17 protein-coding genes are annotated in these 21,966 nt (G+C 63.7%); 12 read left to right on the plus strand and 5 right to left on the minus strand.

Translation table 11 applies throughout. The features are described from left to right. Positions 1-34: 34 nt before the first annotated feature. A complete protein-coding gene (locus tag MMB74_RS15005) occupies positions 35-1,270 on the minus strand; it encodes an acyl-CoA dehydrogenase family protein (protein ID WP_277429437.1) in 1,236 nt (411 codons plus the stop codon). 331 nt (positions 1,271-1,601) lie between these two features. Between MMB74_RS15005 and MMB74_RS15010 the strand changes: the two genes are divergently transcribed. From MMB74_RS15010 to MMB74_RS15035, 6 genes are all read left to right on the plus strand, one after another. After that, positions 1,602-2,024: a rubrerythrin family protein gene (locus tag MMB74_RS15010; protein WP_277429438.1), complete on the plus strand. Its 423-nt coding sequence runs from the start codon at positions 1,602-1,604 to the stop codon at positions 2,022-2,024. Between the two features lie 129 nt (positions 2,025-2,153). Continuing rightward, positions 2,154-3,491, plus strand: coding sequence for a heterodisulfide reductase-related iron-sulfur binding cluster (locus MMB74_RS15015; protein ID WP_277429439.1), 1,338 nt, complete (start codon positions 2,154-2,156; stop codon positions 3,489-3,491). A 33-nt stretch (positions 3,492-3,524) separates the two neighbouring features. Next, the gene (locus MMB74_RS15020) at positions 3,525-4,106 is read left to right on the plus strand and encodes a DUF3501 family protein (RefSeq protein WP_277429440.1); all 582 of its coding nucleotides are present in this window, start codon (positions 3,525-3,527) and stop codon (positions 4,104-4,106) included. Positions 4,107-4,562: 456 nt separating this feature from the next. After that, positions 4,563-5,606 carry a transposase gene (locus MMB74_RS15025; RefSeq protein ID WP_277429441.1) on the plus strand — a complete coding sequence of 348 codons (1,044 nt, stop codon included), beginning with the start codon at positions 4,563-4,565 and terminating at the stop codon, positions 5,604-5,606. A gap of 570 nt (positions 5,607-6,176) precedes the next feature. After that, positions 6,177-7,604: a UDP-glucose/GDP-mannose dehydrogenase family protein gene (locus tag MMB74_RS15030; RefSeq protein WP_277429442.1), complete on the plus strand. Its 1,428-nt coding sequence runs from the start codon at positions 6,177-6,179 to the stop codon at positions 7,602-7,604. Between the two features lie 140 nt (positions 7,605-7,744). Further along, the gene (locus tag MMB74_RS15035) at positions 7,745-9,346 is read left to right on the plus strand and encodes a peptide chain release factor 3 (protein ID WP_277429443.1); all 1,602 of its coding nucleotides are present in this window, start codon (positions 7,745-7,747) and stop codon (positions 9,344-9,346) included. Positions 9,347-9,395: 49 nt separating this feature from the next. On the opposite strand, the gene MMB74_RS15040 is transcribed toward MMB74_RS15035, so the two are convergent. Continuing rightward, a complete protein-coding gene (locus MMB74_RS15040; protein ID WP_277429444.1) occupies positions 9,396-10,295 on the minus strand; it encodes a LysR family transcriptional regulator in 900 nt (299 codons plus the stop codon). A 103-nt stretch (positions 10,296-10,398) separates the two neighbouring features. Here MMB74_RS15040 and MMB74_RS15045 point away from each other — a divergent pair, with 103 nt between their 5' ends. After that, positions 10,399-11,388 carry a zinc-dependent alcohol dehydrogenase family protein gene (locus MMB74_RS15045; protein WP_277429445.1) on the plus strand — a complete coding sequence of 330 codons (990 nt, stop codon included), beginning with the start codon at positions 10,399-10,401 and terminating at the stop codon, positions 11,386-11,388. Positions 11,389-11,440: 52 nt separating this feature from the next. On the opposite strand, the gene MMB74_RS15050 is transcribed toward MMB74_RS15045, so the two are convergent. Genes MMB74_RS15050 through MMB74_RS15060 form a run of 3 tightly spaced genes read right to left on the minus strand, consistent with a single transcriptional unit; the run spans position 11,441 to position 16,392 of the window. Next, a complete protein-coding gene (locus MMB74_RS15050; protein ID WP_277429446.1) occupies positions 11,441-12,994 on the minus strand; it encodes an efflux transporter outer membrane subunit in 1,554 nt (517 codons plus the stop codon). Then, positions 12,987-15,173 (minus strand): ABC transporter permease, encoded by a 2,187-nt coding sequence (locus MMB74_RS15055; RefSeq protein ID WP_277429447.1) that lies wholly within the window; start codon positions 15,171-15,173, stop codon positions 12,987-12,989. The genes MMB74_RS15050 and MMB74_RS15055 overlap by 8 nt, the downstream gene beginning before the upstream one ends. A 16-nt stretch (positions 15,174-15,189) precedes the next feature. Next, positions 15,190-16,392: an efflux RND transporter periplasmic adaptor subunit gene (locus MMB74_RS15060; protein ID WP_277429448.1), complete on the minus strand. Its 1,203-nt coding sequence runs from the start codon at positions 16,390-16,392 to the stop codon at positions 15,190-15,192. A 155-nt stretch (positions 16,393-16,547) separates the two neighbouring features. Here MMB74_RS15060 and MMB74_RS15065 point away from each other — a divergent pair, with 155 nt between their 5' ends. Genes MMB74_RS15065 through MMB74_RS15085 form a run of 5 tightly spaced genes read left to right on the plus strand, consistent with a single transcriptional unit; the run spans position 16,548 to position 21,879 of the window. After that, on the plus strand, positions 16,548-17,582 hold the full coding sequence (locus tag MMB74_RS15065; RefSeq protein WP_277429449.1) for an efflux RND transporter periplasmic adaptor subunit: 1,035 nt from the start codon (positions 16,548-16,550) through the stop codon (positions 17,580-17,582). Beyond that, on the plus strand, positions 17,579-18,505 hold the full coding sequence (locus MMB74_RS15070) for an ABC transporter ATP-binding protein (RefSeq protein WP_277429450.1): 927 nt from the start codon (positions 17,579-17,581) through the stop codon (positions 18,503-18,505). Before MMB74_RS15065 ends, MMB74_RS15070 begins: the two co-directional genes overlap by 4 nt. Next, positions 18,502-19,563, plus strand: coding sequence for an ABC transporter ATP-binding protein (locus MMB74_RS15075; RefSeq protein ID WP_277429451.1), 1,062 nt, complete (start codon positions 18,502-18,504; stop codon positions 19,561-19,563). The genes MMB74_RS15070 and MMB74_RS15075 overlap by 4 nt, the downstream gene beginning before the upstream one ends. Then, positions 19,560-20,696 carry an ABC transporter permease gene (locus MMB74_RS15080; protein WP_277429452.1) on the plus strand — a complete coding sequence of 379 codons (1,137 nt, stop codon included), beginning with the start codon at positions 19,560-19,562 and terminating at the stop codon, positions 20,694-20,696. Before MMB74_RS15075 ends, MMB74_RS15080 begins: the two co-directional genes overlap by 4 nt. Positions 20,697-20,748: 52 nt before the next feature. After that, complete coding sequence (locus MMB74_RS15085; protein WP_277429453.1) at positions 20,749-21,879, plus strand: ABC transporter permease; 1,131 nt, start codon at positions 20,749-20,751, stop codon at positions 21,877-21,879. Positions 21,880-21,966: the final 87 nt, after the last annotated feature.

Below are 21,966 nucleotides of genomic sequence, written 5' to 3' on the forward strand. Positions count from 1 at the left end.
ATAGCAGTCTGAATCGGAGGCAAAGTTAGGATGCCTAAGCAACGTCGGCACTAACCGAAGCCTGCGATGGCCGATCGAGCATTCCTCGGTCGGCCGCTTTTTCCGTAGCGTCGGCCCCGGGTCGCGCGTCTTGCGTTACGGGCGCGCGCTCCGGTTCGCGGTTGCGCTGCATCTGTGCAAAAACGTTCTTGCGATGCATCTCTTCCGTTCCGCCGGCGCTGATCATCGCGAGCGCATCGGCGACAAACGTCGATAGCGCGCCGCTTCGGTACCCGTCGCTTCCGTGAATCGCGAGCAGGTCGAGCGCCGATTGAGTCAAGTCCTGCGCGGCGACGATCTTGGCGATGGAGCAACTCTCCAGTGCCTGCGCTCGATCCCTCAGCAGTTCATCGAGCGAGGCCAATGCCATCCAGCGCGAACGCTGCGCGCGCATTCGCACGTCGACGAGCCTGCGCTGCACATGCTGATGGGTGTCGACGGCCACGCCCAGTATGCGGCGTGCAGCCGCGTGTCGAAGTGCGTCTGCGAGGAACGGTTCGACCACGTTCGCGCACATCAGCGCGAAATACGCGGTATTCATCGACGCGATGCGCATGAGCGCGTGCAGGCCGTCTCGCGGCGAGCCGAGCAGATGCGCGGCATCGATGCGCACGGCGTCGAAGCGCAGCTCTCCGATCGGCAGATCGCGCACGCCGAGCGTGACTTGCGGGGCGCTGCGAGCCACTCCGGCCATGCCGCCGTCGATCAGCACCATTGCCGTTTGGGGTTTGGCGGCGGCCTCGTATCGCGCCGCCACGAGCATGAGCGATGCGTGCGGCGCCAGGCTGATGTTGTACTTATGACCGTCGAGCCGCAAGCCGTCGCCGTCGTCGCTCAAGCGCGTTTGCAGCGCGCGAATCTCGCTACCCGTGCCGCTTTCGGAGATCGCGGTCGCCCCCGGCTCACCGCCGACGAGGCGCGGTAGCAACGCCGCCCGTTGCTCCGGCGTGCCCAACGACTGTATGGCGTCGATCAGCGTCGCCTGGTTTGCCACCGCCATCGCGAATCCGATCGAACGCATCGCGCCGCACAGGCCTTCGAATGCCGCGATGAATTCGAAAGGGTCGTGTTCGAGCAACGGCAGGCGCCATATTCCAGCATTCGTGACGGCATGCCATGCCTGCCAGTCGAAGCCGTTGCCATCGCCGCTGCCGGCGCGTGCATGGCGCAGACCGAGATCGCGATAGCGCCGGTTTTGCCGCAGTTGACGCTCGGTGTAGGCGAAGTCCATCGCATTGCCGCGCAAGGCGTCCCGCAAGTTCGAATGCGCGAACTATAGGTGTGACGATAGCGGGGCGAAACTGGCAGGAATGTCAGTGAGTCGCTTGCTGGGATTAGATCGAGCGATGATCGCACCGTGACGAGGTACGCGACACCGCAGCGAGACCAGGCGGCGCTATCGCCCGCATAGAAAATGTCAATTGGGGAACGGTTGGCGTTCATCCTAGATTCAATAGACGACGCACTGCGTCTCGCCCGACGCTGCGCGCGTTCCCCATACCGCAGAATATGATCGGCCACGAGAGCCGACACGCGGGTCCTGTCCATGAAGGAGGCTCACAATGGCTCAGTTGAAAGGCTCCAAGACGGAAGACAATCTCAAGGCCGCATTTGCAGGCGAATCGCAAGCGAATCGCCGCTACCTGTATTTCGCGGCGAAAGCCGATGTGGAAGGTCAGAACGACGTGGCGGCGCTATTTCGCTCGACAGCCGAAGGCGAGACCGGCCACGCTCATGGTCACCTCGAATATCTCGAAGCGGTAGGCGATCCGGCAACGGGATTGCCGTTCGGCACGTCGCGGCAGAACCTGCAAGCGGCCATCGCAGGCGAAACGCACGAATACACCGACATGTATCCGGGCATGGCAAAAACCGCGCGCGAGGAAGGCTTCGACGAGATCGCCAATTGGTTCGAGACGCTTGCCAAAGCCGAGCGTAGCCACGCCAATCGCTACACGAAAGCGCTCGAAGCCTTGTCCGATTGATCGCGGGTTGCGCGGTCGTCCATCGTTCGCCACGGCGGCGCCTGCGTTGCGCGGATAAGGCTCGCGCGTTCGGATCGAACGGTATCGACACCGCTTGCGGCAGCCATGGGATCGTCACGGAGCGCAGCCATGCCCCACAAAGAAGGAAGTCTCGAGGCGCCGACGCGGCATCCGCTCGATTGGCGCTCCCCGGACTTTTACGATCAAGCCGCGATCGATACGGAACTCGCTCGCGTCTTCGATATCTGCGCAGGATGCCGGCGCTGCGTGTCGCTATGCGGCGCGTTTCCTTCGCTGTTCGACCTCGTCGATGAAACCGACAGCGGCGAGGCGCATGATGTCGAGCGCAGCGCGTTCCCGAAGGTGGTCGATCAGTGCTACCTCTGCGACCTTTGCTATATGACGAAGTGCCCCTACGTCCCGCCGCACCCGTGGGACGTGGATTTTCCTCATCTGATGCTGCGTGCGAAAGCGGCGCGTTATCGACGCGGCGAAGTCGCGCTGCGTGACAAATTGATTTCCAACACGGATGCGCTCGGCCATTTGGCGGGCATTCCGGTCGTCACGCAAGCCGTGAATGCGGTCAATAACACCAAGCCCGCGCGCGCCGCAATGGAGCATGCGCTGGGCGTCGATCGCAACGCCTGGCTGCCCGGCTTCGCGGCGCGAAAGTTTCGCCCGCATGCCAAGCCCTCGCCCAAACACGCGGTGCGCGACGGCGAGCGTACGCCGGGGAAGGTGGCCGTTTATGCGACCTGCTACGTCAACTTCAACGAGCCGGGCATCGGCCACGACTTGCTCGCCGTGCTCGAGCACAACGAGATTCCGTACGTGCTCGTGGACAAGGAGGCATGCTGCGGCATGCCGTTGCTCGAACAAGGCAACCTCGAGGGCGTGGCGGCCAAAAAGGAAAAGAACATCCCTGCGCTCGCTCGTTATGCCGACGAAGGTTTCGCGTTGTTGGCGGCGATCCCAAGCTGCGTGTTGATGTACAAGCTGGAACTGCCGCTGATGTTCCCCGGCGACGCGCATGTGCGGGCCGTGGCCGAGGCGTTCTGGGATCCGTTCGAGTACTTCGTCGCGCGTCATAAGGACGGCCTGCTGAAGACCGACTTTAAGCATGCGTTGGGCGCCGTGTCGTATCACGTTCCTTGTCATGCACGCGTGCAGAACCTGGGCCGAAAAACCTACGACATGCTTTCATTGATACCGGGAACCGCATTGAAGGTGGTCGAACGCTGCTCGGGACACGCGGGAACGTTCGGTGTGAAGAAAGCCTTTCACGCAACCGCAATGCAGATTGGCAAGCCCGTCTTCAAGGCGATGTCCGAGCCGCAGCCTGCCTATATCGCTTCGGACTGCCAACTCGCTGGCCATCACATTGAGCAGGGTATCGGAGCGCAGGGAGTGGAAGTCCCGACGCTCGCCCATCCATTGACGCTTCTGCGCAAGGCATACGGAATCTAGGGCGTCGGTTAATGCAGTTGCGAGGAAATGTAAATGACCATCTCACGCAATTCCCTCTTGACCCTTGAAGCCTACGCAAAAATTCGTGACCGCGCGAGAGCCGAAGTTATCGAGCACAAGAAGAGTCGGTACGTCCAACTCGGCAATCATCTGACTTTTCTGTTCGAAGATGAAACGACCATTCGGTATCAGATACAAGAAATGCTACATATAGAAAAAATTTTCGACGAAGAGGGAATTGCTGCCGAGTTGGCGGCGTATTTACCGCTTGTGCCGGACGGCAGCAACTTCAAAGCGACGATGCAAATCGAGTACGAGAACGAAGCAGAACGGCGGGCGGCGCTGGCACGCCTAATCGGTATAGAGCGCCGGGTGTTTATGCGGATTGGGGACGAGCCGCCCGTCTACGCAATCGCGGACGAAGATCTGCCGCGAGACAATAGTGAAAAAACTTCCGCTGTTCATTTTCTTCGTTTCGAATTGACCGATTCGCTTAGGTGTGCCGCCAAGGCCGGTGCACCGCTGGCGTTGGGCTGCGACCACGCGCATTACCCCATAACGGCGTGCGAAATCAAGCCCGACGTAGCGCAATCGCTCGTGGCCGACCTGGATTGAAATTGGGGTACGTTTGCACCGCGCAAACGATTGCGTGTTCCGTTTATTGCGCGAGATGACAGATTTGATCGCCATTATGAGCGCTGAAATCGTTTCGGAATCACTTCGTTACATATCGCCCGATTGCGGGCGACAAAAAATATTCTAATATTGACACCTCTCACAGGAATTCACATCGGGCGTGGTGCCTCGCTCGGATGATTGGCTATGCGCGATATTTAGCGTGGCATGATTTTTGTTACGTCGTCGCGATGGTATGCTTTCTGCACTATTTTCCCATGCACGAGCGAGAACGCCTTTTGTGCGTCAACCGAGGGCAAAGTCGCACAGCCGTTGTGCGATTTTGATTCGCAGTAACACCAGAACAAAACAATGTGTGCAACCTGGCGGTCGCCGGGAGTAGGCCATTCTCGTCGACCAAGTGTCGCAGCCGGGCCAGGCTGCGTGGAGAAAAACATGTTCTTTGAGGAATTGACCGACGACGAGTGGGCTCGTCTAGCGCCGCTGGCTGCGGACGAGCCTGTGCATCCGCATCGCCGCGGCCGGCCTCGCGCCGAACCGCGTGTCGTAGCCAACGCGGTGCTCTGGATATTGACTACGGGTGAGCGGTGGTCCAAATTGCCTGCCCGCTATCCCTCCGGACCGACGTGCCGGCGACGTTTCGACGACTGGCTGGCCGATGGCACCTTGACCAAAATTATCAAGGTGCTATCGGAATTCGGCCGCACGTTCGCCTATGTGCCGCAGCCCGAGGCCGCCCCGCAGACCCCGGCGCCCAAGGCCGCGCCCGTGCCGGCGCCTGAGTCGCCGCGTCTGCGCGGCGTATTCTGGACCAACCCCGAGTCGTGGCAGTCGACGAACGGCGAGTTCGACGGCAGCGAAGCGAACGAGCGCGCCGCCGCGATCAACGCCTGCTCACATACGGTACGTGGCGAGGTGCCCGTCGCTTCGTCTCGGCGCGCCCCGACGCTCGGTGCGCAATTGCGTGCGAGCGACGATCATTCGCACGACGCGCAGCGCGTCGATTCGATGATCGTGACCAAACGCTCCGAGGAATACCGTCGTCACATCATTCACGCATCGGCCCAACCCGTCGCCAAGCAATTCCAACTCACTTATCGGGCGTCGACCGAAATCGTCAAGGACGGCCGGCGCGTCGAACGCTCTGGCTTGATCGGGCCGCGCTTCACCGATCGCGACAGCGCCGAGCGCTACGCCCTGGACTGGGCGCGCGATTGGATTGATCGGCACGAAGCCGCCGCTCAACCGCGCCTCGAAGTCGTTGCGGATGCCAGTGCCAGCGAGACGCCGCAAGCCGATGCGCAACCGGGGGTGCAAGCCGAGGCTGGCGCACCGGTGGCCGCGGCCGCTTCGCAAAGTGCGCCCCCGACGATCGAGCCCAGCTTGATCCGCAGCAATCGCACGCCCGAATGGCTGCTTCACACGCACGCGGACGGCCGCGGCGATGCGAAGCCCCCCGAGGTGCTGTACCACGCCTGAGCGGGGTCCGCCAAGCTGCCCCCGCTCGACGTAACGGCCTTGTGGTTCGGCTGTGCGCGCTGAACGCGAGCGCGCACAGCCTTCGGCTTGCTCCACGCGGTAGCCGAACCTGCTCGCCTCACATCGAAAGCGCCCAGCGCCTGTCCGACTATCGTGGAACCGGCCCGCCCTCGCGTGTCGATCGGATACGCGTGTGCGCCGGTGTGCGATTGCGCCGGCGCCACGCGGGCATCGAACGAATTCACCACCGAGCAGACAGCCGGACATCGGAGAAGTCACATCATCACCTGGCGTTGAGACCACCAAAGTGTGACAGGAAGTAAATCGACAAAAAAACCGTAACCGGCTTGTGTTGGTGCGCATGGCGGATTGCTTGCGTCTGCCACAAAAAAATCCGAAAGATTATCGGCTCACGCGAACTCCGAAATTTTCACGGTATTTTTCTGCCCTTGCTGTCAGCTTTTTGTTGGTGCCTGATAACCGCTCTGCCGGTCGGCGCGCTCGCCAGCAAGCGCGTCCACCATGATCCATTGCACCCCGTTTCTCGTTGTTTCTTGAAGGGCCACCACCATGAATGTGACCATCATCGGCTGCGGCTACGTCGGCCTCGTGACGGCGGCTTGCCTCGCGGACGTCGGCAACGATGTCTGTTGCTTCGACGTCGATCGGGACAAGATCGATCTGCTCGAGTCAGGGGGCATTCCGATTCACGAACCCGGCTTGCACGAAATCGTCGCACGCAACAAAACGGCAGGGCGGCTGTCGTTTACTACCGATCCGCATCGCGCGATGACGCAGCGCGAAGCGATTTTTATCGCCGTCGGCACGCCGAGCGGCGAAGACGGCTCGGCCGATCTGCAGTACGTGCTCGCCGCCGCCAGCGAGATCGGTCGCTACATCGAAGGCTTCACCGTCGTCGTGGACAAATCGACGGTGCCGGTGGGCACCGCGCGGCGCGTGCGCGACGCCATTGCCGAGCAATTGGCGCAGCGCGGCGTGGATTGCATGTTCTCCGTCGTTTCGAACCCGGAGTTCCTGAAGGAAGGAGCGGCCATCGAAGACTTCACGCGGCCGGAGCGAATCGTCGTGGGTTGCGATGAAGACGTTCCCGGCGAGCGCGCGAGAGAGACGATGAAGCGCCTCTATGCACCGTTCAACCGCAATCGCGAACGTATGCTGTTCATGGACGTGCGCTCGGCCGAGTTCACGAAGTACGCCGCCAACGCCATGCTCGCCACGCGCATCTCGTTCATGAACGAGCTTGCGAATTTGGCCGAGCGCGTGGGCGCCGACATCGAGTCCGTGCGTCGCGGCATCGGCTCCGATCCGCGCATCGGTTATCACTTCCTTTATGCGGGCTGCGGTTACGGGGGGTCGTGCTTTCCGAAAGATGTGCGCGCGCTGATGCAGACTGCGCAAGACTACGGACATTCGCTGCGCATTCTCGACGCCGTGTCGTCCGTGAACGCCGCGCAAAAGCAAGTGCTCGTCAACAAAATCGTGGCGCGCTTCGGCGAAGACTTGAGCGACTGCGTATTCGGCGTGTGGGGCCTCGCGTTCAAGCCCGGCACCGACGATATGCGCGAAGCGCCGAGCCGTGTCGTGATCGGTGCGTTGCTCGAGCGCGGCGCGCGCGTCGTTGCATACGATCCGGTCTCGATGAAAGAAGCCAAGCGCGCGTTTGCGGCCGATCTGCGAAGCGAACCGGCTGCGCTCGCTCGGCTGACCTTCGTGGAAGATCAGATGGACGTGGCGGCCGCCGCCGATGCGCTCGTCGTGTTGACCGAGTGGAAGGCGTTCAAGAGCCCGGACTTCGACAGTCTCAAAGCGCGCTTGAAGCAGCCTATCGTGTTCGACGGGCGCAATCTGTACGAGCCGAGTGCGATGGAGGAGATCGGCATCGAGTATTACTCGATCGGGCGGCCGCGTAGCGGCGCGCCGCTGCACGAGGAAGCGCTTCAGCCTCGGGACGCTGCCGTCGCCGCATACGGACGGTGAGGGTTTCCGGGAAACGCTGATCGCCGGCGGTTTCGTTTCGGCGCGAAACCGTGCGGCGGCACGGGTTCGAGCGCGCGGGTGGGCGAGCGTGTATCATCGCCCCCGCGCCGCTCAAATCCCGAAATATCCTCCCGAACACGATGTCTGTCGCCGAACTCAAGCGCCGCCGCACGTTTGCGGTCATTTCCCACCCCGATGCGGGTAAAACCACGCTCACCGAAAAGCTGCTGCTTTTTTCGGGCGCGATTCAAATCGCGGGCACCGTTAAGGGTCGGAAGAGCAATCGCTATGCGACCTCCGATTGGATGGAGATCGAAAAGCAGCGCGGCATCTCGGTGGCCAGTTCGGTCATGCAGTTCGAATATGGCGACGCCGTCATCAATCTGCTCGATACGCCGGGCCACGAGGATTTCTCTGAAGATACCTATCGTGTTCTGACGGCCGTCGACGCCGCGGTCATGGTGATCGACGGCGCCAACGGCGTCGAGGCGCAGACGCTGAAGCTGCTCGAGGTTTGCCGCAGCCGTCGCACGCCGATCGTCACGTTCATCAACAAGCTCGATCGCGAGGTGCGCGCGCCGCTCGATCTGCTCGACGAAATCGAGCAGCATCTCGGCGTGGCCGCCGTGCCGTTCACCTGGCCCATCGGCATGGGCAAGGAATTCCAAGGCGTATACGACGTTACGCGCGATCAGGTGCGCGTTTTTCGTGCGGGACAGGATACGGCCGGGGGCGCGGTCGAGACGTTGTCGAGCCCGAGCGATGAAGAAGGCGAACGGCGTTTCGGCTTTGCCTGGAAGAAGGCAAAGGAAGAAATCGACCTGATTTGCGCGGCGACCCCCTCGTTCGATCGCGAAGCGTTTTTGGCGGGCCAGCAATCGCCCGTGCTGTTCGGCTCGGCGATCAACAACTTCGGCGTCAAGGAAATTCTCGACGCGCTGGTCGAGCTCGCGCCGCCGCCGTCGATGCGCATGGCCGTGCAGCGGCCCGTGCAGCCCGACGAGGGGAAGTTCACCGGCGTCGTGTTCAAGGTGCAGGCCAATATGGATCTTGCGCACCGCGATCGCGTCGCGTTCATCCGGGTGTGCTCGGGGCGTTTCGAGCGCGGCATGGCGCTGAAGGTGACGCGCTCGGGCAAGACGTTCCGCGCCAACAACGTGGTGACGTTTCTTTCGCAGCGGCGCGAAACGGTGAGCGAGGCTTATCCCGGGGACATCATCGGCATTCCGAACCATGGCACGCTGAGCCTGGGCGACACGCTCACCGAAGGCGAAATGCTGCAATTCGTCGGCTTGCCGTTTTTCGCGCCGGAAATTTTCCAAACGGTGGAAGTCGTCGATCCGATGCGCGCGAAGCAGTTGGGCGAAGCGCTCAAGCAACTCGGCGAAGAAGGCGCGATTCAGGTGTTTCGTCCGGCACATGGCGGCTCCATCATTCTCGGCGCCGTGGGGCAACTGCAGTTCGAGGTCGTCTCGCACCGGCTTTCGGCCGAATACAAGGTCGACGTGCGCATCATGCCGGCTCGCTATCGGATGTCGCGCTGGGTGACGTGCAGCGATCCCGCGGAGTTGCGGCGCTTCACCGATGCCTATGCTGCGCGCATGGCGTTGGACGCCGCCAACGCGCCAACGTACCTCGCTTCGCATATCTCCGAAATCGAAGTTGCGCAAAAGGCGTGGCCGAACATCGTGTTCAACGAGTTGCGCGAGCATTCGGGCGCGCCGTTCAAGAAGAACATGTAAGCGGGTAGGGAGCGTGCAGGTTCGCCGCCGCGACGACGAAGCGCTTCGGCTAGTCCATGAGACCGGGCAGTTGCGCGGCAAGCGCATCGACAGCGAGCCGCACGCGCAGCGGTAGATGCGGCGTCTGCATCCATAGCGCGTAGGCGTCGTAAAGAAACTCGCGTCGATCAGGCAGCAACTGCACGAGCGTGCCCGCCCGGATTCGTTCGCGCACGAGCCAGTAGGGCACCCAGGCGAGGCCCATCCCATCGGCCGCCGCGTCGGCGATGGCGTCGAGATCGTCGAGCCGAATCCGGTTCGACGGTGTGACCTCTTCGACGATGCCATCTTCGCGCGGAAACAACCATGGTCGCACGCGCCCCGAGCGGCGGTAGATCACGGCTTGATGCCGCGCTAGCGTTGCGAGATCGCGAGGCCGCCCATGCGCTTTCAAATATCGCGGCGCGGCGCATACCACCATGCGCTGCCGCGCCACACGCCGGGCCACGACGCCGGCGTGGTCTTCGAGATCCCCCGTTCGTATCGCGAGCTCGTAGTCGCCTTCGGCCAAGTCGACGAAGCGGTCGTTGAACGACAGATCGAGTTCCAGTGACGGATGCCGCTTCGCCAGTTCGTAAAGGATCGGAGCGACGCAGCGCCGGCCGAAATGCACGGGCATCGTCACGCGCAGCTTGCCGCGCGGCTCCGACAGTTGATCCGCGGCGAGTGCATCGGCGGCTTGCGCTTCCGCCAGCACGATGCGACAGCGCTCGTAATAGGCGCGCCCGAACTCCGTCAGGGCTTGCCTGCGTGTCGTGCGTGTCAGCAAGCGCACACCGAGCCGCTCTTCCAGAAACCGGACATGCTTGCCGACCATCGGCCCCGATAGCTCGAGGGCATCGGCCGCGGCCGCGAACGAGCCGAGATCGACGGCTTTGACGAACACCGCCATGCTGGTGAGACGATCCATGATTCGAAACCGTTAGTTATTTCTGTTTTAGTCAATGGAGATTTTTCGCGAGAACGGCTACGTGCATAGTGTATTCAATCCGTTTACTTTCGAGTGATTCGATATGACACGTGTCGTTCGGTTTCATCGCCATGGCGGCCCTGAAGTGCTGCGCATCGAAGATGTCGATCTGCCGGGCGCAGCGGCCGGTGAAGTGCAAATTCGCGTGAAGGCGCTTGGGCTCAATCGCGCCGAGACGCTGCTGCGCAAGGGGACATACATCGAGCAGGCTGTATTCCCGTCCGGGCTCGGCTTGGAGGCTGCGGGCATCGTCGAGACGGTTGGCGATGGCGTAGAGGGCTTCGCGCCCGGCGATGCCGTGAGCGTCGTTCCGCCGTTGTCGATGGTGCGTTGGCCGGCTTACGGCGAGCGCGCCACGTTTCCGGCCGAACTCGTCGTCAAGCATCCGGCGGCGCTCGGGTGGGAAGCCGCCGCCGCCGTTTGGATGTCGTATTTGACTGCCTATGGCGCGCTGATCGATATCGCGGCGCTCGCCAAGGGAGAGTTCGTTGTTGTGACGGCTGCGTCGAGCAGCGTCGGCCTGGCGGCGATTCAGATCGCCAATGCGATCGGCGCGATCCCCATCGCAGTGACGCGAAGTTCCGCCAAGCGGCAGGCATTGTTGGAACAGGGCGCCGCTCATGTCGTCGCATCGGCGGAAGAGGATCTGGCGGCGCGCTTGAGCGAAATCGCGGGGGCGCCAGGCATCCGCGTCGTCCTCGATGCGGTGGGTGGTCCCATCTTCGAACCGCTGACGGCCGCGATGTCGCGCGGCGGCATCCTAATCGAGTACGGCGGCCTCAGCACGCAGCCGACGCCTTTCCCGTTATTCGCAGTCCTGAGCAAGACGCTGACCCTGCGTGGTTATCTCGTGCATGAGGTCATTAGCAGTCCTAAGCGATTGGACGCGGCGAAGGCGTTCATCATGCGGGGACTCGGATCGGGCGCATTGCGACCGGTAATCGCGAGGACGTTTGCCTTCGAGGATATCGTCGCGGCGCATCGCTTCTTGGAGTCGAATGAGCAGTTGGGCAAGATCGTTGTTATGGTGTAGGCCGCTTTATGCGCATAAATCATGTTTTACATTGTGCAAATGGTGCGCCGGATCAGTGTGCGGCGGCGCTTCCGGCCTCGTTCGCGGCGGCTTGGCCGTGCGCCCAGTCTTGTGCCGAGCCGCCCATGGCCGCGTACCACTGCGCGGTGTCCACATAGCGTTGCCCCTTGGCTCTCGCATAACCCAGGCGCGCTTGCGCGTAGAGCCGTTGCGCCTGCAACACGTCCACCAGGCTCGCCGTCCCGACGCGGTAGCTTTCCTGCAATAGACTGAGCGAGCGCTCTGCTGCATCCAACGCCGCCCGTTGCGCGGCCAGCTCTTCAGCGTCGTGTTGCAATGCGCGCAAGGTATCGGCTACTTGCCCGAAGGCTTGCAGTACCGTTTGCCTGTAGACGCCGAGTTGCGCCTGAAATGCATCGACGGCCGCCTGCTTCTGCGCTCTCAATGCGCCGCCGTGGAACAGCGGCGCCGTAAGTTGGGCAGCGACGGCCCATAAGCCGTTTGCCGAATCGAAGAGCGGGCCCATCGAAGCGGCGCTTTGCGTCCATGCGGCGCTGAGCGTGACGTGCGGATAGAGCTGCGCGGTCGCGACGCCGATCGCGGCGCTTGCCGCATGAAGCTGGGCCTCGGCCGCGCGCACATCGGGGCGCTGCACTAGCCACGCCGACGGTAGCGCAACGGGAACGTCGGCCGGCAGTGTCAGCATGACGAAGTCGAATGACGGCGGCTGCCATTGCGCTGGGGTCGCGCCGACCAGGATCGCCAGCGCATGCTCGGCGGCGCTCAACTGTTGCGCGAGCGGCGGCGACAGGGCGAGATCGGCCGCCAGCTGGGCTTGCGCGGCAAGCAGGTCGGCCAACGCCGCCTTGCCGACATCGCGCTCGATCGAGACGAGTTCGATGTTGCGGCGATCGATCGCGATGATGTCGTCGACCGCGCGCAACTGTTCGCGCGCCCCGGCCGCGATCAACGCTTGCGTCACGGTGTTGCCGGTCAAGGTCAAGTAGGCCGCGGCGAGTTGGTCGCGCTGATACTCGGCTAGGGCCATCTGCGCCTCGATTTCGCGGCGAGTGCCACCGAACAGATCGAGCGCGTAGCTGACGGTCGGGCCGACGCTCAGCAGGTTGCTCGTGGTACTGCCGCCTGCGCTGCCTGCGCGTAGGGAGCGCGCCCGGTCGCGCTCGGCGCTCGCGTCGATGTCGACTTGCGGATAGAGTCCCGCGCGCGCAACGCGGATGGCTTGCTGTGCTTGCGCGAGCGTCGCGCGTGCCGTGTCGAGCGTCGGGCTGTCGGCGATGGCGCGCGCGACGGTGTCGTCGAGGGGCGGCGATTCGAACGCCGTCCACCACCGTTGATCGAGATTCGCGCCCCATTGCAGCTGTTGAGCGGCGTCGGCCGGGCCGGCGCCCGGCAGCGCGAAGGGCTCTGCGAGGTACCCCGTTACCGCCGGCGTCGCGGGCCGCGCAAAGTCCGGGCCGACGGCGCATCCCGCGAGCGCGCAAAGGCCCAGAGTCAGGGCCAGCGCCAGCGCGATGGGCGTTGTGTGCGCAGAGCGCGTCGTATCGGCTACGGCGCGACCGGTGACGGACACGGTGCGGTCATTCATAGCGGAGCGCCTCGATGGGGTTGAGCCGCGAGGCCTTCTTGGCGGGGTAGTAGCCGAAGAAGACGCCGACTGCTGCGGAAAAAACAAAGCCGCCGAAGATGGCTGCGGGCGAGAGCAAGGTGGGCCAATGGGCGATGACGGTGACGAGCTCCGACGCGGCGATGCCGAAGACGATGCCCCCGATGCCGCCGCTCACGCTCAAGAAGATGGCTTCGACGAGAAACTGGAGCAGCACGTGCAGCCTGCGAGCGCCAACCGCCATGCGTAATCCGATTTCGCGAGTGCGCTCGGTGACCGAGACGAGCAGGATGTTCATGATGCCGATGCCGCCCACCAGCAGAGAGATCGACGCAATCGCGGCCAGCAAAAGCGCCATGATGCGGCTGCTGCCCTCGGCTGTTTGCGCGATCTGGCTCAGGTTGCGCACGGCGAAGTCGTTATCGTCGGAAGGGCGCAGGCGGTGACGCCGGCGCAGCGTGTCGGTCACTTGCCTGATGGCCGTCTGCACGAGTTGCGGGCTCGCCGCTTCGACGTAGATCTGGTTGACGTAGCCGGTGAGGCGAGGCGGGATGCCGTAGGGGTTGGGAACCGGCGGGAAGTAGGGGTTCGCGCTCGTCTGCGCCTGGCTCGGCACGGCGACGCCCAGCACTTTGCGCTCGGCGCTGCTGAACGGGATGATGACGACGTCGTCCTGATCCTGTCCGAACGCCGTTTGTCCCTTGGGGGCGAGTAGGCCCACCACACGCAGCGCCGCGCCTTTGACGAGGATTGTCGCGCCGATCGGATTTTCTCCCGCGGCGAATAGTTGCTGATAGACCGTTTGCCCGATGAGCGCGACCATGGCGGCATCGCGGTCGTCTTCTTCGTTCACGGCCCGGCCCGATGCGATATGCCAGCCCGTCGTGTCGAGGTAGGCCGGCGCGATGCCTTGGATGCTCGTCGACCAATTGCGCCCGGCATATTCGATTTGGCCCAGTTGCCGGATCAAATAGCTGACCGTGCCGACAGCCGGATCTTCGCGCTTGAGCGCGCGCGCATCGTCGACGGTCAGCGTCGACGCGCTGCCCGAGCCGGCGCGCACGCCCGTCGACGTCGTCGCGCCGGGCACGATGACGAGCAGGTTGGTGCCGAGGCTCTCGATCTGCTTGCGCACGGCCTCGTTTGCGCCTTGGCCGATCGCCACCATCGCGATCAGCGCGGCCACGCCGATGAAGACGCCGAGCACGGTCAGGGCAGAGCGCATCTTGTTGCGCCACAGCGCGAGCGCGGCAGCCGATAGCGTCATCTTCGCGAAGCCGGAGTGCGTGGCGGCAGCAGGCCGCAGCGGCGCGAGCACACCCTCGCCAGCGACGGGCGATGCAGGCGATGCGGACGCGGCTTCGGGCGGCTTCTCGCAGTTCGAGCACTGAGGCCCGTTCGGGCTGCTCGATGCAACAGGCCCAGATGCTTCGGTTACGTCGATCTTTGCATTCACTGCTGGCGCGCGGCGCTCGTCCGAAACGACGCGGCCGTCGCGCATCGTTACGGTGCGATCCGTGTATTGCGCGATATCGGACTCATGCGTCACGACCACGATCGTGACGCCTTGCTCGCGATTGAGCGTGCGCAGCATCACCATGATTTCGTGCGAGGTCCGCGAATCCAGGTTGCCGGTCGGTTCATCGGCGAGCACGATGCTCGGACGCCCGATCAACGCGCGTGCAATCGCCACACGCTGCTGTTGCCCGCCCGATAGCTGGCTCGGCCAGTTGCGCTCGCGTGCGCTAAGGCCGACGAAGCTCAGCGCCTCTCGTGCGCGCGCGAGCCGCTCGGCGTGGGTCGCCGGCCCTTCGGCGGAATAGAACAGCGGCAGGGCGACGTTTTCGAGCGCGCTGGTTCGCGCGAGCAGGTTGAAGCTTTGAAAGACGAAGCCGATGCGGCCGCTTCGAATACGCGCCAGCTCCGGCTCGGTCAGCCTGGCCGTGTCCGCCCCTTCGAGAAGATAGCGCCCCGAGCTCGGCCGATCGAGACAGCCGAGCACGTTCATCAAGGTCGACTTGCCCGATCCCGAGGAACCCATGATGGCGACGAATTCGCCGCGTTCGATGGTAAGGCTCACATCGTCGAGCGCGTGCAACTCGGTGCCGCCCGCCGCGTAGATCTTGGTCGCGTGGGTGAGTTCGACAACGGTATCGCGCATCGCCGGCCTCGCTGTGTCACATCCGCAGGCGCGGCGCGGCGGCCGGGGCAGACCCCGTCCCCGAGCGCTCGCTCGTTTCGCCGATGATCACGGCGTCTCCCTCGTGCAGATCGCCGCTCGTTATTTCGGAGTACGAATCATCGTCGAGGCCCGTCGCAACCTTGATCGCGACGGGCCGCCCGTCGCGCAGCACCCACACATGCGGGCCGCCGAGGCTGCGTTCTTGCGTTGCCGCCTGCGACGGCGCAAAGCGCAGCGCTTGATCGGGCACTCGCAGCACCTGCGGGCGCGTTTCGATGACGATCCGCGCGGTTGCCGTCATGCCGGGCTTCAGGGTCAGGTCGGGGTTCGACGCGCCGATCACGACGTCGTAGGTCACGACGTTCTGCACGGTCTGCGGCGCTTGCCGCACCTGCATCACTCGGCCCGAGAACTGCCGCTTCGGAAACGCTTCGACGGTAAACGTCGCCGAGGCGCCTTCATGCAAGCCACCGATGTCGCTTTCGCTGACGTTCGTGTCCACTTGCATCTGGGTCAAATCGGTCGCGATCAGAAACAGCGTCGGCGTCTGAAAGCTGGCCGCGACCGTTTGTCCGATCGTCACGTTGCGCGACACGACGGTGCCATCCACGGGGGACACGATGTTCGTGTAATCGAGGTTCACCTGAGCCGTTCGCAACGCGGCGCTGCGTTGCTCGATGGCCGCGGCGTCGACTGCCACCTGCGCGCGCGCCTGGTCGTACGCGCTGCGCGCATTGTCGGCCGCGTCTTGCGAGACGATACCGTGGTCGAGCAACTGCATCGCGCGCGAAAAAGCGTTCTTTGCATACGCGAGCAGCGCGCGATCCTTGGCAAGCTGAGCGCGCGCGTTGTCGAGCTCGGCCCGCGCTTGGTCGACGATGGTTTGATAGGGCCGGGGATCGATCTTGGCGCAGAGCTGCCCTTTGCGCACGCGCGTGTTGAAGTCGCAATACTGCTGCTGAATGACGCCCGAGACATAGCTGCCGACGATGATCGTCAGCACCGGGTTCACGGCGCCCGTGGCGTTGACCGAATGCACGATGTCGCCGCGCGTGACCGGTAGCGTCTGGTAGTGCGGTGCAGCGGGGCGCGTGTAAAACCACCATGCGGCAATGACCGCTCCCACGACAGCCAGGACGGCAGCGGCGGCGGCCACATAGGCAAAGGGCGCCGCCCTGGCCGATTGCAGCTTCGTCACGCGTGTTCTCCTTTTTTCGGGAGCGACGGCGCGGCTGTAAGCGGAATCGCCGGTTCGCGTCGAGCGTCCCGATGCGACCATCATCGTGGTGCCTATGCTCGCGCAGCTTGACGCTTGTCAAACGATTGGCGTTCTCATCTGCGTAAAGTGCTGAAATGGCCCCAGAACCTTCCCCGCCCCGGCGTGCTCGTCTAGGCGCGTATTCGAAGCGCGTCTCGATACCGGTTGCGCTCGCGCTGGTTTTTGCGCTCGCCGCGAGCGCCTATGGGGCATGGCGTTTGTCGGCGATCTTCAGACCGGAGAGCCCGCCGCCTCGCATCGTCGTGTCCGGCAACATCGAGGCGCACGAGAGCGTATTGAGCGTGACGCAAGTGCAAGCGCCGATCATCTTCCTTCCCTTCGACGAAGGCGCGCGTGTGGCGCGCGGCACGGTGCTCGCGCGGTTGGACGACCGGCTCTATCGGCGTCAGGTCGACATTGATCGCGCCAATCTCGACGTGCAGGCGGCGCAAGTGAGCGCCAATCGCAGCACGCTCGACGCCGCGTCGCGCAGCGTCGAGAGCGACCGCTTCGACTTCGCGCAGAAGCAACTCGATTTCACGCGCGCCGATACACTCGCCAAGCACGACGCCGTTTCGCAGCAAGCGCGCGACCTTGCGCTCACGGCGAAAAACCAATCGGCCGCATTGCTTGCGCATGATCGCGCCTTGGTCGAGGTGGCGCGCAACGCCGTCTCGCTGGCGATGGCCAACGTCGAGGCGGCACGCGCCAAGCTCGCGCTCGATGAGACGACGCTTTCGTACACCGAACTGCGCGCGCCGTTCGACGGTGTGATCGCCGTGCGTCAGGCCGAGCTGGGGCAGCTGGCCGGCCCCGGCGTGGCCGTGTTTACGCTCGACGAACTCGATCACGTTTGGTTGCGCGCCTACGTGAACGAACCCGACATCGGCCGCGTTCGGCTTGGCGATAGCGTCGACGTCAGCACCGACGCCTACGCTTCTAAGGTCTACCGAGGCCGCGTGAGCTTTATTTCGCCGCAGGCCGAGTTCACGCCGAAGACGGTTGAAACACACGCGCAGCGCGTGACCCTCGTCTATCGCATCCGCATCGACATCGATAACCCGACACACGAATTGCTGCCGGGCATGCCGGCCGATGCGTCCATCGCTGCGCGCGCGAGCGGGCAATGAGCGCGCCGGCTGTCGTCGCCGAACGGGTCGGAAGGCGCTTTGGCGCGGTCCAAGCCGTGCGCGAGGTCACGCTCGCCATCGAGCGCGGCGAGATCTTTGGTCTCGTGGGGCCGGACGGCGCGGGCAAGACGACGCTCATGCGCATGCTGGCCGGCGTGCTGCGTCCCGACGCGGGGCGAATCGTGCTCGAAGGGATCGACGTGGCCGCCGATCCCGAGCAGGCCAAGACGGTGCTCGGCTACATGCCGCAGCGGTTTGGCTTGTATGAGGATTTGACCGTCGACGAAAACGCATTCTTCTACGGCGAGATTTTCGACGTTCCGCGCGAGCGTTATCGCGTGCGCGTCGCGCAGCTGCTCGAGGCGGCTGGGCTCGCGCCTTTCAAACGCCGTCTGGCCGGGCAGCTGTCAGGCGGCATGAAGCAAAAGCTCGGGCTCGTGTGCGCGCTCATCCATACGCCGAAGGTGTTGCTGCTCGATGAACCCACCACCGGCGTGGACCCGGTCTCTCGGCGCGATTTCTGGGAGATCTTGTATCGCCTGCGCGACGAAGGCGTGACGATCGTCATGTCGACGGCCTACATGGACGAGGCGCAACGCTGCGGACGGCTTGCCCTGTTGCACGAGGGGCAAGTGCGCGAGTGCGCGACGCCTGCCACGCTCAAACGCGCGTTGAGCGGCGCGCTGCTTGCGATCGCCGGCAACGATCCGCGCGCCATTCGCACGGCGCTCACGTCCGCGCCGGGCGTTCTCGGCATCCTGCTCATGGGCGATCGCGTGCATGTTCACGTCGATGATCGCGCGCTGCGCGTTCCCGAATTGGAAGCGCGGCTCGATGCGGGCGCGGTCGCGCATGCGCCGATCGAAACGGTGGAGGCCAGCATCGAGGACGTATTCGTCGCGCTCGTAGGGGAGGCGGTATGAGCGCGTCTTCGCCGCCCGAGCCTTCTTCGGCGAAACCGCCGGCGCCGCTGCCCTCGTCCCCGGACGCGCAGCCCGCGCGCGAGAGCGTCGTGCTCGCCCGTGGTCTAACCAAGCGCTTCGGAAAATTCACCGCCGTCGACCGTCTCGATTTGACGATCGGCAAGGGAGAAGTCGTCGGCTTCATCGGGCCTAACGGCGCGGGCAAGTCGACCACGATCCGCATGCTCTGCGCATTGCTGACGCCGAGCGCGGGGGCCGCATCGGTGGCAGGATACGACGTGGCGAGCGAGCCGGAATCCGTGCGCGCCCATATCGGCTATATGTCGCAGAAGTTTTCGCTGTACGACGATCTGACCTGCCGCGAGAACTTGCGGTTCTTTGCTGGGATTTATCGTGTGCCGCGCGCATTGCTCGGCGAGCGCATGCGCTTTGCGATCGCCATGGCCGGCATCGAAGGCCGCGAAGACGCGCTCGTGAGAACGCTCGCGGGCGGGTGGCGTCAACGGCTCGCGCTTGGCTGCGCCATCTTGCATCGCCCGCCCGTGCTGTTTCTCGACGAACCGACTTCGGGCGTCGAGCCGCAGGCGCGCCGGCGGTTTTGGGACCTCATTCATCGGCTGGCCGGAGAGGGCGTGACGGTGCTCGTCTCCACGCACTACATGGATGAGGCCGAGTATTGCAATCGGATCGCATTGATCGACGCGGGACGCTTGATCACGGTCGGCAGCCCGAGCGAATTGCGCAGCGAGCAATTGGGCGGTCGATTGTTCGAGCTAGACTGTGCCTCGCTCGGCGAGGCCGTCGCCATTTTGCGCACCATGCCGGCCGTGCGCGACGCCGCCATCTTCGGCGACAAGCTGCATGTGCTCGTAGCGGATTCGGGCGACACGCCCGCCGCGTCGGTTGCTGCGGCGTTGCCGGCCCGGCTGGCGCAAGCCGGCATCGAAGCGTCCACGCCGCAGCCGATCAGGCCCGGCCTCGAAGATGTGTTCGTGCAACTCGTGTCGCGTCAGAATCGGCGCGCGACGAGCGAACGCATGGCCGGAGACGCCGCATGAACCTGCGTCGCCTAATCGCCGTTGCGCGCAAGGAAACGCTACAGATCTGGCGCGATCCGCGAAGCCTCGCCATCGCTTTGCTGATGCCTTTGATGCAAATGCTTCTGCTGGGCTATGGCGTCAGCCTCGATATCCGGCACGTGCCGCTGTGCGTGCGCGACCAGGCGCACACCCAGGCTAGCCGCGAACTCGTCGCGCGGTTCGTCGCGTCGGGCTGGTTTGCACCGCAGGGGGAGCTTGAAAGCGAGCGGGCGGGGCGCGAGGCGATCGACCAAGGACGTTGCGCCGGTGTCGTGACCATCCCTGTCGACTTTTCGCGCGTGCTGGCGACGACAGGCGTCGCGCAACTGCAGACCGTATTCGATGCGACCGATACCAACACGACGAACATCGCAATCGGCTACGCCCAAGGGGTGATCGCGCAAACCGCGGCCGCATTCGAGGCGCGCTGGGCTGCCGATCACGGCGTGCCGCCGCCTGCCGTGGGCACGGTCGATTTCCGGCCGCGCGTTTGGTACAACGAAGGTTTGGACAGCCGCAACTTCATCATTCCCGGGGTGGTCGCGGTGATCCTGGCGCTCGTCGGCGCACAGCTCACGTCGTTGACCGTCGCGCGCGAATGGGAGCGCGGCACGATGGAGCAATTGATTTCGACCCCGGTCACCGCGCTCGAACTCATGCTCGGCAAGCTGATTCCGTACTTCGCGATCGGTTTCGTCGATGCCGTCTTTTGTCTCGTGGGCACGGTTTATTGGTTTCATGTGCCGTTTCGCGGCAGCTTGCTGACGCTCGCGGCGACGACGGCGATGTTTACGCTCGTCGTGCTCGGCATCGGCTATCTGATGTCGGTGCGCATTCGCAGCCAGCTTGGCGCGAGCCAAGTGGCCTTGCTGTTGACGATGCTGCCAACCACGATGCTCTCGGGCTATACGTTTGCGATCGAACAGATGCCCGCGCCAATCCGCGCGCTGACGCTGCTCGTCTACGCGCGCTATTACGTGACTATCTTGCGTTCCGTATTTCTCAAAGGCAGCACCTTGGTCGATCTCGCAGTTCCGTTCGCCGCGTTGGCGTGTTACGCCTTCGTGATCGGCTGGCTCAGCGTTCGCGCGTTTCGTAAGCACCTCGATTGATGTATGGGTTCATTCGTTCGATTGGGACATAAGTTAAAGGTCGGAGCCGGCGATGTTCGAACGCGTGTACGCGATGCTCGTGAAAGAGTTTCTCGAATTGAAGCGAGACCGCTGGGCGTTGTTTCGACTCGTCGTGCCGCTCGTCTTGCAAGTGTTCATCTACGGCTACGCGGCGACGTTTACGGTGAGCCATGTATCGACCGCCGTGCTCGACCTCGACGGCAGCCAAGCCAGCCGCGATCTCATCGCACGCTTCACCGCCAACGGCCGCTTCGAGATCGTCGATTTCCCGCGCTCGCAAAAGGACATCGCGCATGAATTGGATGCGGGGCGCGCACAAGTGGCGGTGATCATTCAAGCAGGCTTTGCTCGCGCGCTGCAGCAAGGGAGGGGGGCGCCGTTGCAGGTGCTCGTCGACGGGACGAATTCCAATACGGCGTTGATTGCGCTCGGCTACGTGAGCAAGATCGTCGCGCAGTACCAAGGCGATTGGTTGGCAACGGGATGGCATGCGCGCGCCGGCGCGGCGCCCCCTGCGATCACCGTTGCGCTGCAAGAGCGGCCGTGGTTCAACGAAGGGCTCGACGACAGATGGTTCTTCATTCCCGGCGTGGTCGGCACGCTTACCTTGCTGCAGGTGGTCAGTCTCACGGCGTTCGCCGTCGTGCGCGAACGGGAAGTCGGCACGCTCGAGCAAATCATGGTGAGCCCGATTCGCCCCGTCGAATTCATTCTCGGCAAGACCGCGCCGTCGTTCTTGATCGGTCTTGGCGATGTTGCGATCGTCGCCACGCTCGGGGTGGCGTGGTTCGACGTGCCGTTCGTCGGCAGCATCTTCGTCATGTTGGTCGGCGTCATGCTGTTCTTGCTCGCGGTCATCGGTCTCGGCTTGCTGCTGTCGACTTTCTCTCGCACGCAACAGCAGGCGTTCGCGCTCAATTTCATCCTCGTCAATCCGATCTTCATCTTGTCGGGCTTCGCGTTTCCGATCTCGGCGATGCCGCGTGTGCTGCAATGGCTGACGTATCTGAATCCGTTGCGCTATTTTCTCGTGGTATTGCGCGCAGTCTTTCTGAAGGGCGTCGGGTTCGGCGTCCTTTGGCCGCAACTCGCGGCGATGACGGCGCTCGGACTCGTGATGTTGGGCGTGAGCGTGGCGCGCTTCAAGAAGTCGCTCGATTGATGGGCGGGCAACGCAGGCGGGCATCGCCTATGCTTACGAAATCGGTATTTCGCGCCGCGTGCGGCGCCTTCTCCTCCCATCCTCCAC

The sequence above is a fragment of the Trinickia sp. Y13 genome (assembly GCF_029522115.1).
Taxonomy (GTDB): Bacteria; Pseudomonadota; Gammaproteobacteria; order Burkholderiales; family Burkholderiaceae; genus Trinickia.